This window comes from Janthinobacterium sp. GW822-FHT07H11 (assembly GCF_058798615.1).
The window spans coordinates 219,523-245,233 of record NZ_CM179507.1 but is presented as its reverse complement, the minus strand read 5'-3'; the positions used below and the strand labels follow the sequence as shown (position 1 = coordinate 245,233).

Annotated in this window: 18 protein-coding genes and 2 rRNA genes; 8 read left to right on the top strand and 12 right to left on the bottom strand. The window is 59.8% G+C overall.

Annotation, left to right across the window (positions count from 1 at the left end):
- Window positions 1–13: 13 nt before the first annotated feature.
- Window positions 14–2,889 (top strand): 23S ribosomal RNA (locus AC3RCJ_RS01020).
- Between the two features lie 140 nt (window positions 2,890–3,029).
- Window positions 3,030–3,142, top strand: a 5S ribosomal RNA gene (gene rrf, locus AC3RCJ_RS01015).
- A 257-nt stretch (window positions 3,143–3,399) separates the two neighbouring features.
- On the opposite strand, the gene dacB is transcribed toward rrf, so the two are convergent.
- Both dacB and AC3RCJ_RS01005 read right to left on the bottom strand, forming a co-directional pair.
- The gene (gene dacB, locus AC3RCJ_RS01010) at window positions 3,400–4,902 is read right to left on the bottom strand and encodes a D-alanyl-D-alanine carboxypeptidase/D-alanyl-D-alanine endopeptidase (protein WP_492964201.1); all 1,503 of its coding nucleotides are present in this window, start codon (window positions 4,900–4,902) and stop codon (window positions 3,400–3,402) included.
- Between the two features lie 8 nt (window positions 4,903–4,910).
- Window positions 4,911–6,149: a nucleoside recognition domain-containing protein gene (locus AC3RCJ_RS01005; protein WP_492964202.1), complete on the bottom strand. Its 1,239-nt coding sequence runs from the start codon at window positions 6,147–6,149 to the stop codon at window positions 4,911–4,913.
- Between the two features lie 213 nt (window positions 6,150–6,362).
- Here AC3RCJ_RS01005 and AC3RCJ_RS01000 point away from each other — a divergent pair, with 213 nt between their 5' ends.
- The 4 genes from AC3RCJ_RS01000 (at window position 6,363) to AC3RCJ_RS00985 (ending at window position 13,284) form a co-directional block, all read left to right on the top strand.
- Window positions 6,363–8,168: an ABC transporter substrate-binding protein gene (locus tag AC3RCJ_RS01000; protein WP_492964203.1), complete on the top strand. Its 1,806-nt coding sequence runs from the start codon at window positions 6,363–6,365 to the stop codon at window positions 8,166–8,168.
- Window positions 8,169–8,385: 217 nt separating this feature from the next.
- On the top strand, window positions 8,386–11,136 hold the full coding sequence (locus tag AC3RCJ_RS00995) for a TonB-dependent receptor (RefSeq protein ID WP_492964204.1): 2,751 nt from the start codon (window positions 8,386–8,388) through the stop codon (window positions 11,134–11,136).
- A gap of 89 nt (window positions 11,137–11,225) precedes the next feature.
- On the top strand, window positions 11,226–12,305 hold the full coding sequence (locus AC3RCJ_RS00990; protein ID WP_492964205.1) for a S66 peptidase family protein: 1,080 nt from the start codon (window positions 11,226–11,228) through the stop codon (window positions 12,303–12,305).
- A gap of 85 nt (window positions 12,306–12,390) precedes the next feature.
- The gene (locus AC3RCJ_RS00985) at window positions 12,391–13,284 is read left to right on the top strand and encodes a YihY/virulence factor BrkB family protein (RefSeq protein ID WP_492964218.1); all 894 of its coding nucleotides are present in this window, start codon (window positions 12,391–12,393) and stop codon (window positions 13,282–13,284) included.
- 469 nt (window positions 13,285–13,753) lie between these two features.
- Here AC3RCJ_RS00985 and AC3RCJ_RS00980 read toward each other — a convergent pair whose 3' ends face one another.
- From AC3RCJ_RS00980 to AC3RCJ_RS00955, 6 genes are all read right to left on the bottom strand, one after another.
- Window positions 13,754–14,881, bottom strand: a complete 1,128-nt coding sequence (locus tag AC3RCJ_RS00980; protein ID WP_492964206.1) for an acyl-CoA dehydrogenase family protein — start codon at window positions 14,879–14,881, stop codon at window positions 13,754–13,756.
- 44 nt (window positions 14,882–14,925) lie between these two features.
- A complete protein-coding gene (locus AC3RCJ_RS00975) occupies window positions 14,926–15,594 on the bottom strand; it encodes an SDR family oxidoreductase (protein ID WP_492964207.1) in 669 nt (222 codons plus the stop codon).
- A 74-nt stretch (window positions 15,595–15,668) separates the two neighbouring features.
- Window positions 15,669–16,865, bottom strand: coding sequence for an acetyl-CoA C-acyltransferase (locus AC3RCJ_RS00970; RefSeq protein ID WP_492964208.1), 1,197 nt, complete (start codon window positions 16,863–16,865; stop codon window positions 15,669–15,671).
- Window positions 16,858–18,660 (bottom strand): bifunctional isocitrate dehydrogenase kinase/phosphatase, encoded by a 1,803-nt coding sequence (aceK, locus tag AC3RCJ_RS00965; protein ID WP_492964209.1) that lies wholly within the window; start codon window positions 18,658–18,660, stop codon window positions 16,858–16,860. Before aceK ends, AC3RCJ_RS00970 begins: the two co-directional genes overlap by 8 nt.
- Window positions 18,661–18,718: 58 nt before the next feature.
- Window positions 18,719–19,903, bottom strand: a complete 1,185-nt coding sequence (locus AC3RCJ_RS00960) for an isovaleryl-CoA dehydrogenase (protein ID WP_086137446.1) — start codon at window positions 19,901–19,903, stop codon at window positions 18,719–18,721.
- Window positions 19,904–20,043: 140 nt separating this feature from the next.
- Window positions 20,044–20,448, bottom strand: coding sequence for a MerR family transcriptional regulator (locus tag AC3RCJ_RS00955; protein ID WP_492964219.1), 405 nt, complete (start codon window positions 20,446–20,448; stop codon window positions 20,044–20,046).
- Window positions 20,449–21,163: 715 nt separating this feature from the next.
- Between AC3RCJ_RS00955 and AC3RCJ_RS00950 the strand changes: the two genes are divergently transcribed.
- Together AC3RCJ_RS00950 and AC3RCJ_RS00945 are read left to right on the top strand one after the other, a co-directional pair.
- A complete protein-coding gene (locus AC3RCJ_RS00950) occupies window positions 21,164–21,571 on the top strand; it encodes a hypothetical protein (RefSeq protein WP_034753756.1) in 408 nt (135 codons plus the stop codon).
- A gap of 89 nt (window positions 21,572–21,660) precedes the next feature.
- A complete protein-coding gene (locus AC3RCJ_RS00945) occupies window positions 21,661–21,987 on the top strand; it encodes a hypothetical protein (RefSeq protein ID WP_492965820.1) in 327 nt (108 codons plus the stop codon).
- A gap of 153 nt (window positions 21,988–22,140) precedes the next feature.
- On the opposite strand, the gene AC3RCJ_RS00940 is transcribed toward AC3RCJ_RS00945, so the two are convergent.
- From AC3RCJ_RS00940 to AC3RCJ_RS00925, 4 genes are all read right to left on the bottom strand, one after another.
- Complete coding sequence (locus tag AC3RCJ_RS00940; protein WP_492964210.1) at window positions 22,141–22,755, bottom strand: UbiX family flavin prenyltransferase; 615 nt, start codon at window positions 22,753–22,755, stop codon at window positions 22,141–22,143.
- Window positions 22,748–23,059, bottom strand: coding sequence for a Grx4 family monothiol glutaredoxin (gene grxD / locus AC3RCJ_RS00935; RefSeq protein WP_034753766.1), 312 nt, complete (start codon window positions 23,057–23,059; stop codon window positions 22,748–22,750). Before grxD ends, AC3RCJ_RS00940 begins: the two co-directional genes overlap by 8 nt.
- Window positions 23,060–23,164: 105 nt before the next feature.
- Window positions 23,165–23,293: a hypothetical protein gene (locus tag AC3RCJ_RS00930; RefSeq protein ID WP_492964211.1), complete on the bottom strand. Its 129-nt coding sequence runs from the start codon at window positions 23,291–23,293 to the stop codon at window positions 23,165–23,167.
- A gap of 4 nt (window positions 23,294–23,297) precedes the next feature.
- Window positions 23,298–25,646, bottom strand: coding sequence for a Tex family protein (locus AC3RCJ_RS00925; RefSeq protein WP_492964212.1), 2,349 nt, complete (start codon window positions 25,644–25,646; stop codon window positions 23,298–23,300).
- Window positions 25,647–25,711 lie beyond the last annotated feature (65 nt).

Here is a 25,711-nt window from a genome sequence, read left to right as displayed (position 1 = left end):
GCTAACGTTATAGGGACAAGCGAATAAGTGCACATGGTGGATGCCTTGGCGATTACAGGCGATGAAGGACGTAGTAGCTTGCGATAAGCTGCGGGGAGTGAGCAAACACACTTTGATCCGCAGATTTCCGAATGGGGCAACCCACCCTTTTAGGGTATTGCATACTGAATACATAGGTATGCAAGGCGAACGCGGCGAACTGAAACATCTAAGTAGCTGCAGGAAAAGAAATCAACCGAGATTCCCAAAGTAGCGGCGAGCGAAATGGGAAGAGCCTGTACGTGATAGTCGGACCGATAACAGAATCCTCTGGAAATAGGAGCCATAGCGGGTGATAGCCCCGTATGTGAAATCGGACCGGTGGTACTAAGCGTACGACAAGTAGGGCGGGACACGTGACATCCTGTCTGAATATGGGGGGACCATCCTCCAAGGCTAAATACTCGTAATCGACCGATAGTGAACCAGTACCGTGAGGGAAAGGCGAAAAGAACCCCGGAAGGGGAGTGAAATAGATCCTGAAACCGTGTGCATACAAACAGTAGGAGCGGACTTGTTCCGTGACTGCGTACCTTTTGTATAATGGGTCAGCGACTTACATTCAGTGGCAAGGTTAACCGCATAGGGAAGCCGTAGAGAAATCGAGTCCGAATAGGGCGATCAGTCGCTGGGTGTAGACCCGAAACCAAGTGATCTACTCATGGCCAGGATGAAGGTGCGGTAACACGCCCTGGAGGTCCGAACCCACTAATGTTGAAAAATTAGGGGATGAGCTGTGGGTAGGGGTGAAAGGCTAAACAAACTTGGAAATAGCTGGTTCTCTCCGAAAACTATTTAGGTAGTGCCTCAAGTATCACCATCGGGGGTAGAGCACTGTTATGGCTAGGGGGTCATTGCGACTTACCAAACCATTGCAAACTCCGAATACCGATGAGTGCGAGCTTGGGAGACAGACGTCGGGTGCTAACGTCCGGCGTCAAGAGGGAAACAACCCAGACCGCCAGCTAAGGTCCCAAAGATTGGCTAAGTGGAAAACGAAGTGGGAAGGCTAAAACAGTCAGGATGTTGGCTTAGAAGCAGCCATCATTTAAAGAAAGCGTAATAGCTCACTGATCGAGTCGTCCTGCGCGGAAGATGTAACGGGGCTAAGCCAGTCACCGAAGCTGCGGATATATAGCAATATATATGGTAGGAGAGCGTTCTGTAAGCCTGCGAAGGTGTCTTGTAAAGGATGCTGGAGGTATCAGAAGTGCGAATGCTGACATGAGTAGCGATAATGGGGGTGAAAAGCCTCCACGCCGTAAGCCCAAGGTTTCCTGTTCAACGTTCATCGGAGCAGGGTGAGTCGGCCCCTAAGGCGAGGCAGAGATGCGTAGCTGATGGGAAGCAGGTTAATATTCCTGCACCGTCGTATGATGCGATGGGGGGACGGATCGCGGAAGGTTGTCTGACTGTTGGAATAGTCAGTTTCTGTCTCATAGAAGGCGCTTAGGCAAATCCGGGCGCGGAATTCAAGGGGATGGGACGAGTGAACTTGTTCACGAAGCAATCGGAAGTGGTTCCAAGAAAAGCCTCTAAGCTTCAGTCATACGAGACCGTACCGCAAACCGACACAGGTGGGCGAGATGAGTATTCTAAGGCGCTTGAGAGAACTCGGGAGAAGGAACTCGGCAAATTGGTACCGTAACTTCGGGAAAAGGTACGCCCCGGTAGCTTGATTGGTTTACTCCATGAGGGTGAAAGGGTTGCAATAAACTGGTGGCTGCGACTGTTTAATAAAAACACAGCACTCTGCAAACACGAAAGTGGACGTATAGGGTGTGACGCCTGCCCGGTGCTGGAAGATTAAATGATGGGGTGCAAGCTCTTGATTGAAGTCCCAGTAAACGGCGGCCGTAACTATAACGGTCCTAAGGTAGCGAAATTCCTTGTCGGGTAAGTTCCGACCTGCACGAATGGCGTAACGATGGCCACACTGTCTCCTCCCGAGACTCAGCGAAGTTGAAATGTTTGTGATGATGCAATCTACCCGCGGCTAGACGGAAAGACCCCATGAACCTTTACTGTAGCTTTGCATTGGACTTTGAACCAATCTGTGTAGGATAGGTGGGAGGCTTTGAAGCGGGGACGCTAGTTCTCGTGGAGCCAACCTTGAAATACCACCCTGGTTTGTTTGAGGTTCTAACCTTGGTCCGTTATCCGGATCGGGGACAGTGCATGGTAGGCAGTTTGACTGGGGCGGTCTCCTCCTAAAGTGTAACGGAGGAGTTCGAAGGTACGCTAGATACGGTCGGACATCGTGTTGATAGTGCAATGGCATAAGCGTGCTTAACTGCGAGACTGACAAGTCGAGCAGGTACGAAAGTAGGACATAGTGATCCGGTGGTTCTGTATGGAAGGGCCATCGCTCAACGGATAAAAGGTACTCTGGGGATAACAGGCTGATTCCTCCCAAGAGTTCATATCGACGGGGGAGTTTGGCACCTCGATGTCGGCTCATCACATCCTGGGGCTGTAGCCGGTCCCAAGGGTATGGCTGTTCGCCATTTAAAGTGGTACGTGAGCTGGGTTTAAAACGTCGTGAGACAGTTTGGTCCCTATCTGCCGTGGGCGTTGGAAATTTGAAGGGGGCTGCTCCTAGTACGAGAGGACCGGAGTGGACGAACCTCTGGTGTACCGGTTGTCACGCCAGTGGCATTGCCGGGTAGCTAAGTTCGGAAGAGATAACCGCTGAAAGCATCTAAGCGGGAAACTTGCCTTGAGATGAGATTTCCCAGAGCCTTGAGCTCTTTGAAGGGTCGTTCGAGACCAGGACGTTGATAGGCTGGGTGTGGAAGTGCAGTAATGCATTAAGCTAACCAGTACTAATTGCCCGTACGGCTTGTCCCTATAACCTTAGCAGGTACAGAGGATAAGACGGTACAACGTTGCGTGTGTGTTGATACTATCATTCATTACCCTTGATCTTTGCTTCTTCCAGATTCATGGCCTTGTCGCTCCACCGAGGACAAATGCCGGTACAAGTTATGCCTGATGACCATAGCAAGTTGGTCCCACCCCTTCCCATCCCGAACAGGACCGTGAAACAACTTTGCGCCGATGATAGTGCTGCAACCAGTGTGAAAGTAGGTTATCGTCAGGCTTGTTATACGCAGTAGAAGAAAACCCCGCCGGACTCCGGTGGGGTTTTTTTTCGTCTGGGGCTTTTGTCGGGTGCGGTGGTGGCTGCTGTCGGCTTACGCTGCGCTAAGCCGACCTACGCCTGACCTACGCCGGCCTGCGCTGGCCTGCACCGACCTGCGCCGAGCTACGGTCAGACCCCGGCTGTTGATCCGCTGCCTATGCCACAGGCGAAAAAAAGGCAGCGCTGCGCGCTGCCTTTCTGACTTGACTTCCCTTTTATTGGCCAGCCACCACCGGCGTGGCGCCGCTCCTGGCCACCCACTCGATCAGCGCGTCGACGGCGGCGCGGCCATTGCCGTTGCCCACCAGGTCGCTATTGATCATGGCGACCACCACGCACAGCTGGTTGTTGGCGTCAGGCACGTAGCCGGCGATGGCCACCACATTTTTTAATGTTCCCGTCTTGATGCGGGCGCGCGCGGCGGCCGGACTGTTCAACAGGCGCTTGCGCATGGTGCCGTCCAGCGCCACGATGGGCAGGCTGGACTGGAACTCGGGCGCCCATGGGCTTTGCTGCATCGCTTGCAGCACGCCGGCCATTTGCGCTGGCGCAATGCGTCCCGTGCGCGACAGGCCGGAGCCGTTGTCGACCAGCATGCCCTGGGTATCGATATGGTGCCGCTGGAACCATTCCTGGATGACTAGCCGCGCGCGCGTGGCCGTATCTTCCGGCGCCGCCATGGCGACGGGGCGGCTGCCCAGCCAGCCATCGCTTTGCAAGCTGCCCAGGCTGAGGAACAGGGTGCGGGCCAAGGTGTTGTCGGAGGTCTTGTTGATATCGCGCAAGACTTCCGGCAAGGCGCGCGCCACGTGGTCGGCCAGCATGCGCGTGCCTACCGGTTCGGCCGTTGGCGGCAAGCCTGTCAACGGCGCTTCGCGCACCGTGCCCGTGATCGTGCCACCGAGGCGTTTCCAGGTGGCGCGGAATAAACGGTCCGCATAATCGTTGCGGTCGAGCACATTGATGCTGGTAGCCTTGCTGCAATTTTGCGGGAAGGTACCGTGCAGTATCACCTGCAGCTTGCCGCCGGCATCGCGCCGGTATTCGGGCGGGCGCCAGCCATCTTCCCACCTGGCACAGCTGCCTTTGACCAGCTTCATGTCGCTCGTGATGCTGACATTCTCGAGCGCCGGCTGCATCTGGAAGCTCAATTGCCGCTCCGTCGCGCTGATGTTGATATCGATCAGATTGGTATTCAATAACAAGGCATCGGGAATGACGTTGTAGCGGAACTCGGCCGACTCGTCGAACGGCGGCGTGCCGATATCGGGCCGCGCCGGCTGGAACAGCTGGCGGTCGAGGATCAGGTCGCCCTTGATTTTCACGATGCCCTGGTTGCGCAGGGTTTGCAGCATGTGGGCCAGCACGTCGGCATTGAAATCCGTGTCGGCGCCGCCGCGCAGGATCAGGTCGCCCTTCAGCACGCCATTGATGACGTCGGCGCTGGTGCGCAGCTCCGTGCGGCCGCGGAAGATGGGGCCCAATTGTTCCAGGCCCACGGCCGTCGTTACCAGCTTCATGGTGGACGCCGGCTGCATGCTGCGCTCGGCCCCGTGCGACAGCACGGTGGTGTTGCCGCGCAAGACGATGGCGCCCATGGCGTCTTCGGGGATATTCGCGCTGCGCAGCAGCAGGCTGACGGATTCGGGCAATTGCGCCTGCGCCGTCGACAGGCCAAGGCCCGCCAACAGCGCAGCCAGCAGAACAGGACGTAACATGATGCTCCTTAATGGAAAAAGACGTAGGCGACGAACACGGCCGTGATCACGCCCGCCAGATCGGCGATCAGGCCGGCCGTGATCGCATAGCGCGTCTTGCGGATGCCAACGGAACCGAAATACAGGGCCACGATATAGAAGGTGGTATCGGCCGAGCCCTGGAACACGCAGGCCAGGCGACCGACAAACGAGTCGACGCCGTAGGTATTCATGGCGTCGATCATCATGGCTTTCGAGCCGGAACCGCTGAGCGGCTTCATCATGGCCGTCGGCAGGGCCGGCACGAAGTCTGTATTGATGCCCAGGTTGGCGAAGAACCAGTTCATGCCGCTCATCATGAAATTGAATACGCCCGCATTGCGGATCACGCTGATGGCCACCAGCATGCCGACCAGGTAGGGAATCACGGTAATCGAGGTCTGGATGCCGCCCTTCGCCCCTTCGATGAAGGCGTCGTACACGTTCACCTTCTTGCGCAGGGCGCCGATGATGAAGATGGCGATGACGCTGATCAACACCAGGTTGCTGACCACTTTCGAGACCAGCTCGATTTCCTGCTTTGTCAGGTATTGCGTGAAGTACCAGATCATGGCGACGATGGCGCTCGTCATGCCGCCCATCCAGCCCAGCACGACCCGGTTGAGCAGGTTGATGCGTTGCTTGATGGAGACCGTGATGATGCCGACCATGGTGGCGACATAGGTGGCGATCATGCAGGGGATAAAGATGTCGGACGGGTCGGCCGCGCCGAGAATCGAGCGCTGCGCCATGATGGCCAGCGGAATCAGGGTCAGGCCCGAGGTGTGCAGCACCAAAAACATGATTTGCGCATTCGTCGCCTCTTCCTTGTTCGGGTTCAAGGTTTGCAGGCTTTCCATGGCTTTCAGGCCAAACGGCGTGGCCGCATTGTCCAGGCCCAGCAGGTTGGCCGAGAAATTCATCACCATGTGGCCCGTCGCCGGATGGTCTTTCGGAATTTCCGGGAAGATGCGCGAAAAGAAGGGCGCGATGACTTTCGCCAGCCAGCCGACAATGCCCGCCTTTTCACCGATGTTCATGATGCCGAGCCACAAGGTCATCACGCCCGCCAGCGGCAGGGCGATATCCATCACGCCCATGCGCGCCGTTTCAAACGTGCCGTCAATGATGCGCTTGAAGATATCGGTATCGCCGAGAAACAGCCACTGCAGCACTGCGGCCAGGAAGCCAACGAGGAAAAAGCCGGACCAGATGTAATTAAGTGCCATATGCGATCAGTTCTGTATTCGGGGAGGTGAAAGGTGCTGCAAGCAAAGTATAGAGGCAGCCCGATACGAGTTGATGAAAGAATGCAGCAATCGCATGCCAAAAAGTTATAAGCTGGCAGCCTGTTTTCATTGGCGCCCCGTCGCTTGCCCGCGTAGTGTGGGGGATGCCTGTCGCTTACCGCTGTTCCTTACCCTGTCTGCACTGGATCACTGATGATGTTTTTACGCAAAACCGCCTGCGCCGCCGGCCTGGTCCTGTTGACGCTGTTCACTGTGCCCGCGCATGCCGCCGCCGATGCCCGCGCGAACAAGACCCTGCACCTGTTTTTGAGCACCAGCGAGACGGGCCTGGACCCGGCCGTCGCCTCGGATCTGGCCAGCCTGAATTTGATGGAAAATATCTTTGACCCCTTGCTGCGCTATGACTACCTGGCGCGCCCGGTGCAGCTGCAGGGCAACACGGCGCGCGGCTTGCCGACCGTGGAAGATGGCGGCCGCACGTACACTTTTCACTTGCAGCCCGGTATTTTCTTCACCCCCGATCCCGCCTTCAAGGGCCAGCCGCGCGAAGTGACGGCGCAGGATTATGTCTACAGCCTGACGCGGCTGTATGACCCGGCCCTGAAGTCGCCGTGGCTGTTCTTGCTGGAAGGTAAGCTGGTGGGCGATGCGGCCCTGAAAGCCAGATTCAGCTACGACACGCCGATCGCCGGCCTGCAGGCGCTGGACAAATACACCCTGCGCATCCGCCTGAACGCCATCGACCCGAACTTCCTGTTTTACCTGGCCATGCCGGCCACTGCCGTGGTGGCGCGCGAAGTGGCTGAAGCGTACCCGGCGGCAGGGCAGATCGGCAACCACCCCGTGGGCACGGGGCCGTTCCTGGTGAGGGAGTGGAAGCGCAGCGACAAGATCGTGCTGCAAGCCAATCCGACTTTCCGTGCCACCGTGTTCCATACGGAAGCCAAGGCGCTGGCCGCCTTGCCGCCCGATGCGCGCGCCATCGCCAGCGCGCTGGAAGGCAAGCCATTACCGCTGGTCGAGCGCATCGAGGTGCGCATCGTTGAGGAATATCAATCGCGCATGCTGGGTTTCCTGAAAGGCGAATTCGATTACCTGGAGCAAGTGCCGGAATCGATGACGGACATGGTGCTGGAAAACGGCGCCCTGAAACCGGCGCTGGCCGCCAAGGGCTTGCAGCTGACGCGCTTTCCCGTGTTGCAGACGTATTACATGTGGATGAATATGGACGATCCCGTGCTGGGCGGCATGAGCAAGGACAGGCTGGCCCTGCGCCGTGCCATTGCCCTCAGCTACAACAGCCGCGAAGACATCGCCTTATTAAAGAAAGGCCTGGCCTTGCCGGCGCAGTCGCCGCTGCCGCCCAATGTGCTCGGTTACGACAAGGATTACCGCAGCCCCGTCGGCTACGATCCCGTGCTGGCGCGCGCCCTGCTGGAGCGCTTTGGCTACAAGGCGGGGCACGACGGTTTCCGCACGCAGCCGGACGGCACGCCCTTGCTGCTCACCATGCATACGGAACCGAGCACGGTGGGGCGGCTGCGCGATGAGTTGTGGCGGCGCAACCTGAACGCCATCGGCTTGCGCGTGGAGTTCAAAAGCGACAAGAAGACGGAGATCATCAAGGCGTCGCGCCTGGGCAAGGTGCAGATGTTCGAGACCAACTGGATCGCCGACTTTCCCGATGGTGATAACTTTATGCAATTGTTGTATGGCGGCAACGTCGGCCGCGCCAACTATGCCCGCTTCAACTTGCCCGATTACAATAAACGCTATGAGGAGGCGCGCCTGCTATCCGATACGCCGCGCCGACGCAGTCTGTACTTCGACCTGTTTCAGCTGATCCACGCTTACACGCCGTGGGTGTTGCTGACGCATCCCATCTCTGCCGACCTGCAGCAACCGTGGCTAAAAAACTACAGGCGCCACCCCGTGGAATTCACGTCCTGGCGCTATCTGGACGTCGATCCCGCCAAGGGCCGCCCCGCAGGCAAGTGACCACGTCGCTGAAAAGGGCATTCATTCCAAAAAGTTATGGTTAGGAAAGCATTTTTCATTGGCTGGGCCTGCTTGCATCGCGCTACTCTGAAAATGAAAACAAATAAAGTAAAGCGCTGGCGTCATAAAAAAATGTACCGCGAGACAGACGCCGCGACCTTACAAAACAGCCTGGACTTGAGAACTCAAGTTTCGATTGCCCAACAAGGAGAGACCAGTGAAATTGAAGAAGCTAGCGCAGTTGGTGGCATTGATAGGGGTGGTGGGGCCGGTCGTGGCACAGGAAGCGGCGCCAGCGATGCAACGGGTAGAAGTCACGGGCAGCAGCATCAAGCGCGTGGCCAAGGAAGGCGCGCTGCCGGTGCAAGTCATCAGCTTTGAGCAGATGGAAAAGCAGGGCATCACGACGGCCGAGCAACTGGTGCGTACCCTGTCGGCCAACGGCACGGGCGCAGAGAACATGACTTCTGGCAATAACGTGTTTGGCGCCGATGCGGACCGCCTGGCTGGCGGCGCCTCGTTCGCCTCGCTGCGCGGCCTGGGGCCGGGCGCGACTCTGGTGCTCTTGAACGGCCGCCGCGTGGCCACGCATGGCGCCAGCGGCCGTGCCGTCGACTTGAATTCGATACCGCTGGGGGCGATTTCACGCGTGGAAATCCTCAAGGATGGCGCCTCGGCCATCTACGGCACGGACGCCATCGGCGGCGTGATCAATTTCATTCTGAAAACTAATTACAGCGGCGTGGAAGCCTCCGTTTCCACCAACGACACGCAAGCGGGCGGCGGCGCCACGCGCCGCGCTGCCATCCTGGCCGGCACGGGTTCGCTGGAAGAGGACGGCTACAACCTCATGGCCAGCTTGACCGTTGATAAAGCGCAGCAGCTCAATGGCCGTGATCGCTCCTTCGTCAACGGCTACCAGCCTGGCCGGGGCCTGTCGCCCGATACCACGGGCACGCCGTTCGCCAACCAGATGGCGGGCGCCGGTACGGCGCTGGGTACGTCGTTCCAGCTGCCGGGCGACCCGAATAAATACCTGCAAGCCAATCCGCTGAGCTTCCAGGGCAAGTGCGACAGCGTCGCCGGCATGTCGCAATATCAGACGGCACTGTGGAAAGACGTGACGTCGCCGCTGCGCACCAGGTATTCGTGCGCCTACGACTATGGCGCCGACTATGTGCTGCAATTCCCCGTCGAGCGGGCCAATTTCCTCTCGCGCGGCACGTTCAAGCTGGCGCCCGACCACCGCATGTTTGTCGAAGCGCTCGGTTCGCGCACCAAGGCCACGGCGATTTTGACGCCGATGCAGGTGCAGACGAGCATCGACAACAAGGCCGTCTACCCCGTGGGCGGCGCGTATTACCAGGATCTGTCGGCCTTTATCCCGTCTTTCGACAAGAGCAAGCCGATTGCCTACAAATGGCGCGCGAATGACGTGGGCAACCGCACGCAGGAAAATACGACCGATAACGCCCGCGTACTGCTGGGTTTTGAAGGCAACTTCGGCAAATGGGATTACAAGACCGGTGTTTCCTATGCGCAGAGCACGACCAAGACCAAGCTGACGGAAGGTTATTCCTACACGGACAAGCTGTACGCGGCCTTGGCGACAGGCATCATCAATCCCTGGGTCGGCGCGGGCCAGGGCCAGACGGAAGCGGCCAAGCAATTGATCGAGTCGACCAAGTTCCGGGGCGCCTTCCAGCACGGCAAGACGACCCTGACGCAGATCGACGGTTCCGTCTCGGGCGAGCTGTTCCAGCTGCCGGCTGGTGCCGTGGCCATGGCGGCCGGTTTTGACTTGCGCCGCGAGGGCTACAGCTTCGAGCAGGATGTCGATGCCAACCTGATTCTGTTGGCGCCAGGAAATGCCGCCTTGAAGGATGTCAGCCGCAACGTCAAGGCCGTGTATGCGGAGTTGCTGGTGCCCATCATGAAGGACCTGGAAATGCAATTGGCCGTGCGCCGTGACGATTACAGCCAGGTGGGGGCCACGACGAATCCGAAGATTGCCTTGCGCTACCAGCCGGCCGACTTCGTGCTGTTCCGCGCCTCGGCCAGCAAGGGCTTCCTGGCACCGAGTTTCGACCAGCTGTATTCGGGCGTGCTGACGCAGGAATTGCCAAATGGCGCGAAGGACCCGGAAGGCTGCGCCAAGCATCCTGGCGTGGCCGAATACTGTTCCATTCCCCGCCTTAGTTACACGACGGGCGGCAACTTGAACCTGAAGCCGGAGACGTCGAAGCAGGGCAGCGTCGGCATCGTCATCGAACCTGTGAAGGGTTACTCCGCCTCGCTCGATTACTGGGCCATCAATACCCAGGACCAGCTCCTGAAGCGCACGCCGAAAGTCGTGCTGGACAATTACCAGGCCCTGAACCAGTATATTTTCCGCAAATCCGATGGCACCATCGATTACGTGCAAGCGGGCTGGTTCAATGCGGGCGGCAGCCGCGTGCGCGGCCTGGACGTGGGCTTGCGCGGCGAAGGCAAGGTTCAGGACGTGAAATGGACGGCCACCCTGGATGGCACGTATATGGACAGCTTCAAGTTTGCCGAATACAAGGGACAAGAATACAAGGAACTGGTTGGCAATTTCTATACGCGTGATTTGTACTTGCGCTGGAAACACAACGCCAGCGTTGGCGTCTCGCGCGGCGACTGGAGCGGCTTGCTGGTGCAGAGTTTTGCTTCCGGCTACAAGGACCAGGTGCCGAATGACGGCAAGGGTACGCCACCGCCAGGCTTCAATCCCGACGTGTCGAGCTACACCACGTACAGCCTGTCGGGTACGTACACGGGCTTCAAGAATGCCACCATCACCGTGGGCATCCAGAACCTGTTCGACCGCGATCCCCCATTCACCGCGCACAACGTGGATGAAGTGGTGGGCGCCGGCTGGGACCCCCGCGTGGCCGACCCGCGTGGCCGCGCCTTCACTTTCCAGCTGAAGTACAAGTTCATGTAAGGCGGCGCTGCCGGCGGTGATCCCGCCGGCATGCTAACCTCGTGCGGCGGCGCCTGGCGTCGCCGTTTTTTATTCCAGGAAAGGGCCGCATGTCCAGTCAGACCAATCTCAGCCGGCGCCGCTTCGGCGGCTTGCTGGCCGCCACCGTGGGGGCGGCAGGCACACCGGCGTGGGCGGCGGCCGCGCAAGGGAGGGACAAACGCATGCAACAGCACCACGCATTGATCAAACCGGCGCGCCTGCGCGACGGCGACCTGGTCGCCATCATCGCGCCGGGCGGCTTTACGGATGAAGACGCCATCGCCCAGGCCCAGCGCAATATCGAATCGCTGGGGCTGCGCGCCAGCCTGGGGGCGAATATCCGCGCCGTGCACGGCAACTATGCGGGCACGGTGCGGCAGCGCCTCGACGATCTGCACGCGGCGTTCGCCGATCCCGACGTCAAGGCGATCTGGGCCATCCGTGGCGGCTCCGGCTGCATTTCGCTGCTGGCGCTGCTCGACTATGGCTTGATCCAGCGCAATCCGAAAGTGCTGATCGGCTATTCCGACATCACGGCCCTGCACCTGGCCATCGCCAGCCAGACGGGCCTGGTAACCTTCCACGGCCCCGTGGCTTCATCGACGTTTTCCGATTACACGGTGACGCAGCTGCGCAATGTGCTGATGACGCCGCAAGACAGCTACACGATCCCGATGGCGCTGGACAACCACCGCCGCGCGCAGACGCAGCCGAACTTCGCCATCCGCACCGTGCACGGCGGCCAGGCGACGGGACGCTTGACGGGCGGCAACCTGTGCCTGGTCAGCGCGCTGGCGGGCACGCCGTATGCGGCCGATTTCCGCGAGCATATCTTGTTCCTCGAAGAAATCAATGAAGTGCCGTACCGCATCGACCGCATGTTGTGCCAGCTCGACCTGTCCGTCGGTTTCCAGCACGCGGCGGCCTTGATGCTGGGCATCTTCGAGCATTGCGAGGCGGCCGAGGGCGACACGGCGCTGAGCCTCGATGCCACCCTGGACCAGCATTTGCTGCCTTTGCGCGTGCCGGCCGTCAGCGGCTACTCGTTTGGCCACATCCGCCACCAGTTCACGCTACCGATGGGCATACTGGCGACCCTGGATGCGGACCGGCAAACCCTGACCCTGCTGGAGCCGGCCGTCTGCTAGCGTACGGTGCAGCGGGGCGATTGTCAGTATGCTAGTGTGATCAGGCGTGGCACGAGGCCGCGCCGCCTTCTACACCGCTTCCGCCATGATCAACCGCCACGCCAGTACCTACATCCTCAGCCACCCGCTGGCCTTCGCGCTGCAGGTGCTCAAGGGTTTCCGCGCCAACCAGGGCTTGCTGCTGGCGGGCGCCGTCGCGTATTACTCGCTGCTGTCCATCGTGCCCCTGCTGATGCTGGTGGTGGTGGCCCTGTCGCACGTGATCGCGCAGGATGAATTGCTGCAGACAATCGGCCATTACCTGGAATGGCTGGTGCCGGGACAATCAAAGGCCATCGTGGGCGAGATCGCGCATTTCCTCGACAACCGGGGCGTGATCGGCTGGCTGCTGCTGTTGACCATGCTGTTTTTCAGTTCGCTGGCGTTTACCGTGCTGGAAAACGCCATGAGCGTGATTTTCATTCACCGCGTCGCCATCCGGCGCCGCCATTTCCTCATTTCCGCCGTGCTGCCGTACTGCTACATCCTGTGCCTGGGCGTGGGCATCTTGCTCATCACCCTGGTGGCGGGCAGTTTGCAGGTGATGGGCGAGGAAAGCGTGCGTTTTTTGCGCCACGACTGGGGCCTGGAAGGCGTCTCCGGCGTGCTGCTGTATCTGCTGGGGCTGGCGGGAGAGATTCTCGTGCTCAGCTCGATTTACCTGGTCATGCCGGTGGGACGATTGTCGATCACGCATGCGCTGATCGGCGGCGTGACGGCGGCCCTGCTGTGGGAAATCGCCCGCCACGTGCTGGTCTGGTATTTTTCCACCTTGTCGCAGGTCAATGTCGTGTATGGCTCGATGACGACGGCCATCGTCGTCATGTTCAGTCTGGAAATCGGCGCCACCCTGCTGCTGCTGGGCGCGCAAGTGATTTCCGAATACGAAAGAGTGGCCCGTGGCGGCGAAGAAGACAAGCCGCTGGCGCTAAGGACTTGATTTAAGGTATGGCTTCAATTCGTTGTTGCGCCGCACAAAAAGCTGTGCTATACTCCGTTCAGTGATTGAGATTTGGCAACAAATCATCTCACCATCCAGTTTCAGCGCGGCGACCGACAGGTGTAATGTCGATGGCGTGACAGTGCGAAGAAATGGATTTTGTAATTCCGGATACGATGGTCGATTTTACACTTGGAGTCACCATGCAGATAGCATGGGAGTCCGAAAATCAGGAGGCACTTTGCAGATAGCACTGGCGTCCATGACACGATTAAAGCATTGGTAATACATTGGAACGAAGCCCGCGCTAGCGGGCTTTTTTTTCGTCTGGTGGGCGCGTTTATAAACCTACTGCGCAGCCCGCTCTCGGTTCGGCGTTACTCGCCGTACTTCAGTACGGCTGCGTTACTCAAGCCGATATCGGGCTTGCTCGCTACGGTTGCTCAAGGCGCCGAGACTTTGACTGCTTTTATAAAGCCCTGGCGATGAGTATCTTCTGAATATCGCTGGTGCCCTCGTAAATCTGGCACACGCGCACGTCGCGGTAGATGCGCTCGACGGGGAAGTCGGACACATAACCATAGCCGCCGTGCACCTGGATGGCGTCCGAACACACTTTTTCCGCCATTTCCGACGCAAACAGCTTGGCCATGGCCGCTTCCTTCAGGCAGGGCAGGCCCGCATCCTTCATGGCCGCCGCGTGGCGTATCAGCTGGCGCGCCGCTTCGATCTGCGTGGCCATGTCGGCCAGGCGGAATTGCACGGCCTGGTGTTCATAGATGGGCTTGCCGAAACTTTCTCGTTCGCGCGCGTACTGCAAGGCCGCTTCGTACGCGGCGCGCGCCATGCCCACGGCTTGCGAGGCGATGCCGATGCGTCCGCCTTCCAGGCCGGACAGGGCGATCTTGTAGCCTTGTCCTTCTTCGCCGATCAGATTTTCCGCCGGGATGCGGCAGTTGTCGAACAGGATTTGCGCCGTGTCCGACGAGTGCTGGCCCATCTTCTGTTCCAGTCCCGCCACGATGTAGCCGGGCGTATTCGTCGGCACCCAGAAGGCGCTGATGCCGCGCTTGCCGGCGGCCTTGTCGGTCACGGCCATGACGATGGCCACGTCCGCGTACTTGCCGCTGGTAATGAACTGCTTGGTGCCGTTGAGCACGTATTCATTGCCGTCGCGGGTGGCCGTCGTGCGCAGGGCCGAGGCGTCGCTGCCCGTGTGCGGTTCCGTCAGGCAAAATGCACCGAGCATGGCGCCTTGCGCCAGCGGACGCAGCCACTGTTCCTTTTGCGCATCGTTGGCATACATCATGGCGATGCTGCACACGGGGCAATTATTCACGGAAATGATGGTCGAGGTGCCGCCATCGCCGGCGGCGATTTCTTCCAGCACCAGGGCCAGCGACACGTAGTCGAGGCCGGCGCCACCGAGCGCTTCCGGCACGGCCACGCCAAAGGCGCCCAGGGCGGCCAGTTCCTGCAATTCTTCCTTGGGGAAATGATGTTCCTTGTCCCAGCGGGCCGCGTTGGGCGCCAGGCGCTCGCGCGAAAAGCTGCGCAGCGCTTCCTGGATCATCGATTGTTCTTCATTGAGTATCATGGGACGTCGTCTCGTATTTTTTATGGTGGAGTTGCTTCGGGGGCTTACCAGCCTATGGGCTTGCCGTCGTAGTTGCGGAACACGGCCTTGTCCGTGGCCGGCAGGCTGGCCAGGGTGGTGCGGATGCCGGCGGCGCTTTCTTCCGGGGAAATATCGGCGCCGGCGCCGCCCATGTCCGTGCGTACCCAGCCCGGGTGGAAAGCGACGCAGCTGACGCCTTGCGGGCCATGCACGAGGGACGTGTCGATCAGCACGGAATTCAAGGCGGCCTTGCTGGCGCGGTACAGCGAACCGCTGGGGTTGCCGCGCTCGCTCAGGGAGCCCATGTGCGAGGACAGCACGGCCAGCTTGCCCTTGGCGTTAGCCACCAGCGGCGCCAATATCGGCAGCAGCCGCATGGCCGCCAGCACGTTCGTGTGCATGACGAGGTCAAAATCGGCTTGCGCAGGAAACCCGTCGTGGCGGGGGCCATACACGCCCGCGTTGAGGATGGCCACGTCGAGTTTTTCATCGTCGAGCTTCCAGCCCAGGCCGGCACAGCCTTCCACATCCGTCACGTCGAGCTGGTGCGCTTCCGCGCCCAGTTGCCTGAGGGCCTCGCAGGCGTCCGGCGTGCGCGCCGTGGCGATCACCCGCCAGCCGTCGTGGCGGTATTGACGCACGATTGCGTGGCCGATGCCGCGCGAGGCGCCGATGATCAATGCGGTAGGCATGTTTTTCTCCCTGGATAATCAAATGAAAAGGCGCGCACCGTGAACCTTGGTGCGCGCCCGTGCTGAGGAAGCGCTTATACCAGTTCGATCGCCATCGCCGTCGCTTCGCCGCCGCCGATGCACAGGGCCGCCACGCCGCGCTTGCCGCCGGTTTTCTTCAGGGCGCCCAGCAGGGTGACGATGATGCGCGCGCCCGAGGCGCCGATCGGGTGGCCCAGCGCGCAGGCGCCGCCGTGGATGTTGATCTTGCTGTGTGGAATGTCGAGGTCGTGCATGGCGGCCATCGGTACGGCGGCGAAGGCTTCATTGATCTCGAACAAGTCCACATTGCTGCTGCTCCAGCCCGTCTTGGCGTAGAGTTTTTTCACCGCGCCGATGGGGGCGGTCGTGAACTCGTTCGGCGCCTGCGCGTGCGTGGCGTGGCCGTGGATTTTCGCGAGGATGGTGCAGCCGAGTTTTTTCGCCGTCGATTCGCGCATCAGCACCAGGGCCGCCGCGCCATCGTTGATCGACGAGGACGAAGCGGCCGTGATGGTGCCGTCCTTCTTGAAGGCGGCTTTTAACGTCGGGATTTTTTCCAGGCGGGCTTTTTGCGGGCCTTCATCGATGCTGACGACGGTGTCGCCGCCGCGGCCGGAGACGGTCACGGGTACGATTTCCCATGCAAAACTGCCATCCTTGGTGGCCGCTTGCGCGCGCTTCACGGATTCGATGGCAAACGCATCCTGCGCTTCGCGCGTGAAGCTGTACTGGCTGGCGCACTCTTCGGCAAACGTGCCCATCGAGCGGGCATTGCCCTTTTCATCGCGGCTGTAGGCGTCTTCCAGGCCATCCATCATCATGTGGTCATAGATCATGCCGTGGCCGATGCGGTAGCCGCCGCGCGCCTTCGGCACCAGGTAGGGGGCGTTGGTCATCGACTCCATGCCGCCCGCCACCACCACGTCGGCGCTGCCGGCGAGCAAGGTGTCGTGCGCGAACATGGTCGTCTGCATGGCCGAGCCGCACATTTTCGACAGGGTCACGGCGCCGGTGGAGTCAGGCAAGCCGGCCTTGCGCAAGGCCTGGCGCGCGGGCGCCTGGCCCTGGCCGGCCATCAGGCAATTGCCGAAAAAGACGTGCTCGACGGCGTCCGGCGCGATACCGGCGCGCTCGACGGCGGCGCGGATGGCGACAGCGCCCAGGTCGCTGGCGGTAACGTTGGCAAAGTCGCCCTGGAAGGCGCCCATGGGGGTGCGCGCGGCACCGACGATTACGACTGGATCATTCATTTGGATCTCCGGTAGGGGTTGGGAATTGCGGCTGCTTGCAGAAACGAAGGTGCTGCGGATAGGGGAAGACGTCCTCGATATGACCGTCGAGGATGCGCTGCTTGCGCGCCTGCCAGTATTGCGCCGTCAGCAGGTCGGCATGGTGTTGCATGAAATAGCGGCGGATGCGGGGATTGCCCAGCAGGAAGCGACCGAATTGTTCGGGAAACACATCGTGCTTGCCGATGGGATACCAGGGTTCGGCCGACATTTCTTCTTCCTCCGTGCGCGCCTCGGGGATGGCGCGGAACTGGCAATCGGTGATGTACTCGATTTCATCGTAATCGTAAAAAACGACACGCTGATGACGCGTGACGCCAAAGTTCTTGTACAACATATCACCAGGGAAAATGTTTGCCGCGACCAGTTCCTTGATGGCATTGCCATATTCCACGATGCCGTGTTCGACCAGGTCATCGCGGCCTTCCTTTTCGGCATTGCTCAGCCACATGTTCAGCGGCACCATGCGCCGCTCGATATACAGGTGGCGGATGATGATCTGTTCATGGTCCTCCTCGAGCAGCGAGGGGGCGAAATGTTTGAGCTCGGCCAGCAGTTCGTCGGCAAAGCGGGTGCGGGGAAAGGCCACGTTCGAATACTCGAGCGTATCGGCCATGCGGCCCACGCGGTCGTGGTGCTTCACCAGCAAGTACTTCTCCTTGATCTGAGCACGCGTGGTTTCCTTGGGCGGCGGGAAAAAATCCTTGATCACCTTGAAGACGTAGGGAAACGACGGCAGCGCAAACACCAGCATCACCATGCCACGGATGCCGGGGGCGATCTCAAAGTGGTCCGAGGAGTGTTTCAGATGTTGCAGGTAGTCGCGGTAAAACAAGGTCTTGCCCTGTTTTTGCAAGCCCAGTATCGTATAAATCTCACTGCGTGGCTTGCGTGGGAGCAAACTTCGGAGAAATTGCACGTAGGCCGACGGCACTTCCATATCCACCAGGAAATATGCGCGCGTAAACGAAAACAGCACGGCAATCTGTTGCTGCTCGAATAGCACCGTGTCGAGCACCAGCTTGCCGTGGCGGTTGTGCAAGATGGGCACGACGAATGGATATTCGCCATTGCCGTTGATGCCCTTGCCGATCAGGTAAGCGCCCTTGTTGCGGTAAAACAGGCTCGTCAGGACCTGGATCTGGTGGTTCGGTTCCAGCTTGTGGCCGCCAAACAGCTGGTACAGCCTGGCTTCGACCTGGATCACATCGCGTTCCAGGTCGGCGAATTCGCAGTTCAGCTGGAAATTCGTCACGATGCGCTTCAGGGTGAAGCGCAAGCCGTCCTTGCTCGGGTAATACACGCGGTAGGTGGGCGCAGGTTCTTCCGTCTCGATATATTCGGTCGACACGACGGGACGCACGAAAATGAAATCGTTATGGAAATAGGTGCGGTGCAGGATATTGCAGCAGACGGAATTGAAGAAGGTTTCCGCCAGTTCAGGCTGCTTGTGGTCGCTCAGCATGCCGATGTAGTGCAATTTCAGCTCGCGCCACACTTCATCGGTCAACTCCGACTCTTCGTACTCATCTTCGAGCATTTGCACGCATTCCTGCACGCGCTTGTCATAAAAGTCGATGCGCTCGCGGGCCGCTTGTTGCGCCGTGGGCCACGCGCCTTGCTCGAAATGCTGCTTGGCTTCCTGGCTGGTCTGGCGAAACAGCCGGTAATGCTTGTCGAAGCCTTCGCGGATGGTGCGCGCAATATCGAATGCGATCTGGGAAGAAAGCAATTTAGGGAAGGCAATTTGCGTCATGTGTCTGCTCGCATCAATGGCTCGTCACCCAGTCGACATCCGCGCACCCGTGCCGTGATTACTTGGTTTCCGCAAACAATTCACGGCCGATCAGCATGCGGCGGATCTCGCTGGTCCCGGCGCCGATTTCATACAGCTTGGCATCGCGCCACAGGCGGCCGGCCGGATACTCGTTGATGTAGCCGTTGCCGCCCAGTGCCTGGATCGCCTCGCCGGCCATCCAGGTCGCCTTCTCCGCACTATACAGAATGGCGCCGGCCGCATCCTTGCGCAACTGGCGCACGGCTTCCGGCGTGGTGGCGCGGTCGCAAGCCTGGCCCACGGCGTAGACATAGGCCTTGCAGGCCATCATGGTCGAATACATATCGGCCAGCTTACCCTGCATCAACTGGAATTCGCCGATGGGCTGGCCGAACTGCTTGCGGTCATGCACGTAGGGCACGACCAGGTCCATGCAGGCCTGCATGATGCCCAGCGGGCCGCCGGACAGCACGGTGCGCTCGAAATCAAGGCCCGACATCAGCACATTGACGCCCTTGCCCAGGCCACCGAGCACGTTTTCGGCCGGCACTTCACAATCCTGGAATACCAGTTCGCCCGTGTGCGAGCCGCGCATGCCCAGCTTGTCGAGCTTTTGCGCGATGGAGAAACCCTTGAAATTCTTTTCGATCAGGAAGGCCGTCATGCCGCGCGGGCCCGCTTCCAGGTCGTTTTTCGCGTACACCACCAGCACGTCCGCGTCAGGGCCGTTGGTGATCCACATCTTGGTGCCGTTCAAGACCCAGCGGTCGCCCTTGAAGTCGGCGCGCAGCTTCATGCTGACGACGTCCGAGCCCGCGTTCGGCTCGGACATGGCCAGGGCGCCGATGTGCTCGCCCGTGATCAGTTTTGGCAGGTACTTGGCCTTTTGCTCGGCCGTGCCGTTGCGCTTGATCTGGTTCACGCACAGGTTCGAGTGGGCGCCGTAGGACAGGCCGACGGAGGCCGAGGCGCGCGAGATCTCTTCCATGGCGATGATGTGCGCCAGGTAGCCCATGCCGGCGCCGCCGTATTCTTCGCTGACGGTGATGCCGAGCAAGCCCATGTCGCCCATCTTGCGCCACAGGTCCATCGGGAACTGGTCGGTGCGGTCGATGTCGGCCGCGCGCGGCGCGATTTCGGCGGCGGCAAATTGTTGGATCGCTTCGCGCAAGGAGGCGATGTCGTCGCCGTGGTCAAAGGTCAAGCCTGGAAGATGGAGCATGTCGTCCTCGTCGTTATAAGTGTGGCGGTCATGGATGCCGGGTCAGTGAAGCTATGATACTCAGTTGTGACGTTTACGTAAACGTAAAGCGAAGGGCGCGCACGGCGCGGCGCGGCCAGGCAGGGCCTGGCCGCCGTTTCCTAGAGGGCGTGCGCCTTGCCATCGTTCAAGTCCGCCAGCATGCGCGCGCATGCCTCTTCGTGCGCGCTGATTTCCGCCAGCGCCATTTCGATATCGATGCGCTGCTGCTCCAGGGTCTGGCGGTGCTGCGCCAGCACGCCGATGAAACGGTCCATCTGCGCGCGCGTATCCTTCGGCGTTTCATACATGTCGACCAGGCTCTTGATTTCCGACAGGGCCAGGCCCAGGCGCTTGCCGCGCAGGGTCAGTTTCAAGCGGGTGCGGTCGCGCGGCGTGTAGACGCGGTTGCGTCCGCCCGCGCCTTCGCGTTTCGGGCTGAGCAAGCCCTGGTCTTCATAGAAACGGATGGCGCGTGCCGTGATGTCGAATTCCCGTGCCAGTTCGGTAATGGTATAGGTCGTCATCTGTGCGGGCGGTGAGGGTTGCATGGGTGGTCGGTAGAAAGCATCGGGTGCTGATGGGCAGGCTGGGCGGTAAAGTGCCGTTTACGTCAACGTCAACTCTATTGTAGCGTGCCTTGCCCGTACCGCAACAAAGAAAAACTGCGGCGTTGGGGCCGTGATTTGGCGATTCAGGCAACAATTACTGAAAATAAATTGATTCTTCGCGCACAAACGCGCTTAAGATCGAGAGTTGGTGGCCAAGATGACACCAAAAAGAGCTTTCTTGGCGTAATGACGACATTGTTCCCACGAAGATGGCAGTAAAATTTTTGGCGCTCACACTCGCCAACGAGAACGACCAAAAAACAAGGTATCACGAGGAGAACACTGATATTTCTGTTTCTATATTGAAAACAAAATGGCCCTTCTGAAAACTTTGTCTGCGAGAAATTGTATTACATGAGCATTGCGCGAATCCGTAGACGAGGGCATTATCGGATACCGTACGTTGTAGTGCCAAACCGAGGCTTTGAATCGTGCTGCAGTGCGAAAATCAAGGCCAGCCGCGAATTTGACCCGAAGCCACGCAGGATCACAAGAGAAAATTCGGCCCGGTTTTTTACCTGAAAAGCCCTGCCGGAGTGTTAATTGTTAATTAATGCATTTTTCAAATGTAACAATCTGTATGGTCATTCAAGAAACTGACTTTCATGTTACAACATGAAATAGTACACCTATGAATTCTTCTAACGAACGCGAAAGCTTCAGCCAGCGACTTCAGTTGGCTCTCAAAAACGCCCATTATTCTCCAGACAGCCCGACCAGACTGGCCCGGGAATTCAATATCCGTTTCGACGGGCGTCCGATTACCGTGCATGCAGCTAGGAAATGGTTGGTAGGTGAAGCAATTCCAACACAAGAGAAGTTGCGCATGATTGCCCAATGGCTGGGCGTGCCTGCTGAATGGTTGCGCTTTGGCGGCCCGGAAAGTGCCACGCCGAACGGTGAAGCGGGCAGCGCCTTGTCGCGGTTTGAGTCGGCCGACGTAAAATTAATTGCTGATTTACAAAGATTAGATGAACATCATCGGCAAATCGCGCGCGAATTTATTCGCATGCTGGTCAGAGTCAACTACCAAAAGTAAGCATTCTGGCGTCGACACGCCGCCGTTGCCCGCTTTTTGCCGGTAGCGGATCTACTGTTCTTTTTTTTGCGCAGGGTCATACTGGAGACATGATTTTGCAGCACAATAAGACCTCGCATGTTGCGCTGCAGCGGGATTATTCGATAATAATCCCGTCCTCAGCAGCGCGGCGGCCAATACCAGCGCATAATCACATCAGAAACAGCCAGTTCATCCACTACGGAGCCGAGCATTTGAGCCGTCTTATGAAAAGTAACTACAGCAACACCGCGCAGCTGAAAGACTTGATGACCGTGCCGCCCATGACTGCCGCGCAGCATGCGGAAGTGATGCGCAAACGGATAGCCCACCGCAGGATGGTTGAAGAAGCCAGGGATTTGAAGCAGGCCAGTGCCGTTCAGTTTGAGAAGCGTTGATTGGTGAATGCCTGAGCTAAGCTGCTGCGCATCGGCATAGGCGGTCTGCGATGCTCACCGTATAGTGTCCGGTTGCACTTCTCGAGCACCTCTTCCTTGCGCTCGTCACGCTTTTGTCAGGCATCGCCGCGTGCGTAGTTTGTCATGCAGTTTTTAGTTTGCTGCTGACGGGGCCGGGTTTTTCAAGCCATGCCACCGCGGCGCCAGGCTGTGCTCGATATCGAGCAGGTCGATGACGCGCGCCACCGTATGGTCGACCATCTCCGCGATGCTGTGCGGGTGGTGGTAAAAACTCGGCAAGGGCGGGAAGATGATGCCGCCCATTTCCGTCACGGCCGTCATATTGCGCAGGTGCGCCAGGTTGAACGGCGTCTCGCGCACCATTAAAATCAGGCGCCGGCGCTCCTTGAGCACCACATCGGCGGCCCGCGTGATCAGATTGTCGGACAAGCCGTGCGCGACGGCCGCCAGGGTCTTCATCGAGCACGGCGCGACGACCATGCCATCCGATTGAAACGAGCCGCTGGCGATCGACGCGCCGATGTCGCGCAGCTTGTGCACGACGTGCGCCTGCGCTTCGATGTCCTTGCGCCCCACGCCCGTTTCCTGGTGCAGGGTCAAAACAGCGGCATCGGACAAGACCAGATGCGTCTCGACGCCGGGGATGGCGACCAGCAATTGCAGCAGCCGCAAGCCATACACGGCGCCCGTGGCGCCCGTGATGGCCACGACGATACGGCGCGGCCGCGCAAGCTGGCTATCAGGCATCGAGCAGGGACTTCAGCTCGCCTGATTCAAACATTTCATTCATGATATCGGAACCACCGATGAACTCGCCTTTGACATACAGCTGCGGAATGGTCGGCCAGTTCGAGTAATCCTTGATGCCCTGACGCACTTCCGGGTCATCCAGCACGTTGACGGTAGCGATGTTTTCCACGCCGCAGGCTTTCAGGATCTGGATGGCGCGGCCGGAAAAGCCGCACTGCGGGAACTGGGCCGTGCCCTTCATGAACAGCACGACTGGCGTGTTCGTCACGGTTTCTTTGATCCAGGTTTGTACGTCGCTCATAGCTGCCTCTGATGGGTAAATAAATAGATGCCGTCATTTTATAAGAAAACGCCGGCACCGGTATGCGCTCAAGTCATAAATCGGGCAAGTCAGCCACGTTGACGCTTAGAAGGAGGCGCGGCCGCTGTCGCCGTTGATGCGCAACAAGGCTGCCGATAATTCGTCGAGCAGCAACTGCGCATCCGGCCTGGCGGCGTCGACCGCCAGGATGACAAGGTCATGCCCGGCGGCCATGGGCTTAGCCGCGCAGCTTGGCGAAGGCGGCGGCCATGCTGCCGGCCGGCTCGGGCGCGTTGCGCGACTGCGACTGGTGCTGCGCCATGCTGCGGCGGTCGTTGCGGTCGCCCTTTTGCTCGGGCTTGCTGCCCGCCTGCGGCGCGCTGTCCGTCAGGCGCATGGTCAGGGCGATGCGCTTGCGCTTCTCGTCGACTTCCAGCACTTTGACGCGCACGACTTGTCCCGCCTTGACCACCGTGTGCGGATCTTTCACAAACGTGTTCGACAGGGCCGAGATGTGCACGAGGCCATCCTGGTGCACGCCGATGTCGACGAAGGCGCCAAAGGCGGCCACGTTGGTGACGACACCTTCGAGAATCATGTCCGGGCGCAAGTCGCGGATTTCTTCCACGCCTTCCTTGAAGGTGGCGGTGGTAAATTCCGGACGCGGGTCGCGGCCCGGCTTTTCCAGTTCCTTCAATATGTCGGAAATGGTCGGCACGCCGAAGGTGTCATCCGCATACTTTGCGGGGCTCAAGGTTTTCAGCAGGGCCGTTTCACCGATGACGGCCTTGATGTCCTTCTTGATGTCGGCCAAAATCTTTTCCACCAGCGGGTACGATTCCGGGTGGACGGCCGAAGCATCGAGCGGGTTCTCTCCGCCCATCACGCGCAGGAAGCCGGCCGCCTGTTCGAACGTCTTGTCGCCCAGGCGCGGCACGGCCTTTAACGCGGCGCGCGAGGTGAACGCGCCCTTCATGTCGCGGTAGCTGACGATGCTTTGCGCCACGCTGGCCGACAGGCCGGACACGCGCGCCAGCAGCGGTGCCGACGCCGTGTTCACGTCCACGCCCACGGCGTTCACGCAATCTTCCACCACGGCATCGAGCGAGCGGGCCAGCTGGCTTTGGCTCACGTCATGCTGATACTGGCCCACGCCGATCGATTTCGGGTCAATCTTGACCAGTTCGGCCAGCGGGTCTTGCAGGCGGCGCGCGATCGACACGGCGCCGCGCAGCGATACGTCCATGTCCGGCAATTCCTTGGAGGCAAACTCGGACGCCGAATACACCGACGCGCCCGCTTCCGAGACGACGATCTTCGTCATCTTCGCTTCCGGATGCTGCTTGATCAGGTCTTGCGCCAACTTGTCCGTTTCGCGCGAAGCGGTGCCGTTGCCAATCGAGATCAGCGATACATTGTGCTTGGCGGCAAGACGGCCCAAGGTGTGCAAGGAGCCGTCCCAGTCGTTCTTCGGCTGGTGCGGGTAGATCACGGCCGTGTCGACCACTTTGCCGGTGGCGTCGACCACGGCGACCTTGACGCCCGTGCGCAGGCCGGGATCGAGGCCCATGGTGGCGCGCTGGCCAGCCGGCGCGGCCAGCAGCAGCGCCTTCAGATTGGTGGCGAACACGTTGATCGCGTCAAGTTCCGAGCGTTCGCGCAGCGCGCCCATCAGTTCCGTTTCCAGGTGCATGAAGCTTTTCACGCGCCAGGTCCAGCGCGCCGTGTCCGCCAGCCATTTGTCGGCCGGGCGGCCTTGTTGCTTGATGCCGAAGCGGGCGGCGATGCGGCCTTCGCACGGATTGTGCGGCGCATCCCATTTCGGTTTTTCCGCTTCCGTGTCCAGGCGCAGGGTGACGTCGAGGATGCCCTCGCGGCGGCCGCGCAGCAGCGCCAGCGCGCGGTGCGATGGCACTGTGGAAATGGTTTCCGAGTAGTCGAAATAATCGGCGAATTTTTCGCCTTCGTCCTGCTTGCCTTCCACCACTTTCGATTCGACGATGCCGTGTTCCTGCACGTATTCGCGCAAGGTTTGCAGCAACGTTGCGTCTTCGGCGAAGCGCTCCATCAGGATCTGGCGCGCGCCGTCGAGGGCCGCCTTGGTGTCGGCCACGCCCGGGTTGTTGCCGTCGGCACTGGTAAACGCCTCGCGCAGGAACTTGCCCGCTTCCATTTCCGGCGTCAGTTCCGGGTTCTCCAGCAAGCCGTCGGCCAGCGGCATCAGGCCCGCTTCGATGGCGATCTGCGCCTTCGTGCGGCGCTTCTGTTTATATGGCAGATACAGGTCTTCCAGGCGCGTCTTGTCTTCCGCGTGCATGACGGCGTCCAGCAGCGCGGGCGTCATCTTGTTCTGTTCCGTGATCGAGGCCACGATGGCGGCGCGCCGCTCCTCCAGCTCGCGCAGGTAGCGCAGGCGCTCTTCGAGCAGGCGCAGCTGGATATCGTCGAGGCCGCCGGTCGCTTCCTTGCGGTAACGGGCGATGAAGGGCACGGTGGCGCCTTCGTCGAGCAGTTCGATGGCGGCGGCAACCTGCACCGGTTTGGCGGCAAGTTCAAGGGCAAGGCGTTGTTCGATAGTGGGCAGCATGGGTTGTTTCCAGAGCGATCAAGCCTGGAATGATACGCAATCGGCGCGATTGCGCAATCTTGACA

What these genes read in the sequence shown, in the direction of transcription:
- grxD (WP_034753766.1), bottom strand. Translation starts at nt 23,059, where the DNA reads ATGAGCGACGTACAAACCTGGATCAAAGAAACCGTGACGAACACGCCA.
- AC3RCJ_RS00950 (WP_034753756.1), top strand. Translation starts at nt 21,164, where the DNA reads ATGAATTCTTCTAACGAACGCGAAAGCTTCAGCCAGCGACTTCAGTTG.
- AC3RCJ_RS00985 (WP_492964218.1), top strand. Translation starts at nt 12,391, where the DNA reads ATGATCAACCGCCACGCCAGTACCTACATCCTCAGCCACCCGCTGGCC.
- AC3RCJ_RS00930 (WP_492964211.1), bottom strand. Translation starts at nt 23,293, where the DNA reads ATGGCCGCCGGGCATGACCTTGTCATCCTGGCGGTCGACGCCGCCAGG.
- AC3RCJ_RS01005 (WP_492964202.1), bottom strand. Translation starts at nt 6,149, where the DNA reads ATGGCACTTAATTACATCTGGTCCGGCTTTTTCCTCGTTGGCTTCCTG.
- AC3RCJ_RS01000 (WP_492964203.1), top strand. Translation starts at nt 6,363, where the DNA reads ATGATGTTTTTACGCAAAACCGCCTGCGCCGCCGGCCTGGTCCTGTTG.
- AC3RCJ_RS00945 (WP_492965820.1), top strand. Translation starts at nt 21,661, where the DNA reads ATGATTTTGCAGCACAATAAGACCTCGCATGTTGCGCTGCAGCGGGAT.
- AC3RCJ_RS00970 (WP_492964208.1), bottom strand. Translation starts at nt 16,865, where the DNA reads ATGAATGATCCAGTCGTAATCGTCGGTGCCGCGCGCACCCCCATGGGC.
- AC3RCJ_RS00955 (WP_492964219.1), bottom strand. Translation starts at nt 20,448, where the DNA reads ATGACGACCTATACCATTACCGAACTGGCACGGGAATTCGACATCACG.
- AC3RCJ_RS00925 (WP_492964212.1), bottom strand. Translation starts at nt 25,646, where the DNA reads ATGCTGCCCACTATCGAACAACGCCTTGCCCTTGAACTTGCCGCCAAA.
- aceK (WP_492964209.1), bottom strand. Translation starts at nt 18,660, where the DNA reads ATGACGCAAATTGCCTTCCCTAAATTGCTTTCTTCCCAGATCGCATTC.
- AC3RCJ_RS00990 (WP_492964205.1), top strand. Translation starts at nt 11,226, where the DNA reads ATGTCCAGTCAGACCAATCTCAGCCGGCGCCGCTTCGGCGGCTTGCTG.
- AC3RCJ_RS00975 (WP_492964207.1), bottom strand. Translation starts at nt 15,594, where the DNA reads ATGCCTACCGCATTGATCATCGGCGCCTCGCGCGGCATCGGCCACGCA.
- AC3RCJ_RS00980 (WP_492964206.1), bottom strand. Translation starts at nt 14,881, where the DNA reads ATGATACTCAATGAAGAACAATCGATGATCCAGGAAGCGCTGCGCAGC.
- AC3RCJ_RS00940 (WP_492964210.1), bottom strand. Translation starts at nt 22,755, where the DNA reads ATGCCTGATAGCCAGCTTGCGCGGCCGCGCCGTATCGTCGTGGCCATC.
- dacB (WP_492964201.1), bottom strand. Translation starts at nt 4,902, where the DNA reads ATGTTACGTCCTGTTCTGCTGGCTGCGCTGTTGGCGGGCCTTGGCCTG.
- AC3RCJ_RS00960 (WP_086137446.1), bottom strand. Translation starts at nt 19,903, where the DNA reads ATGCTCCATCTTCCAGGCTTGACCTTTGACCACGGCGACGACATCGCC.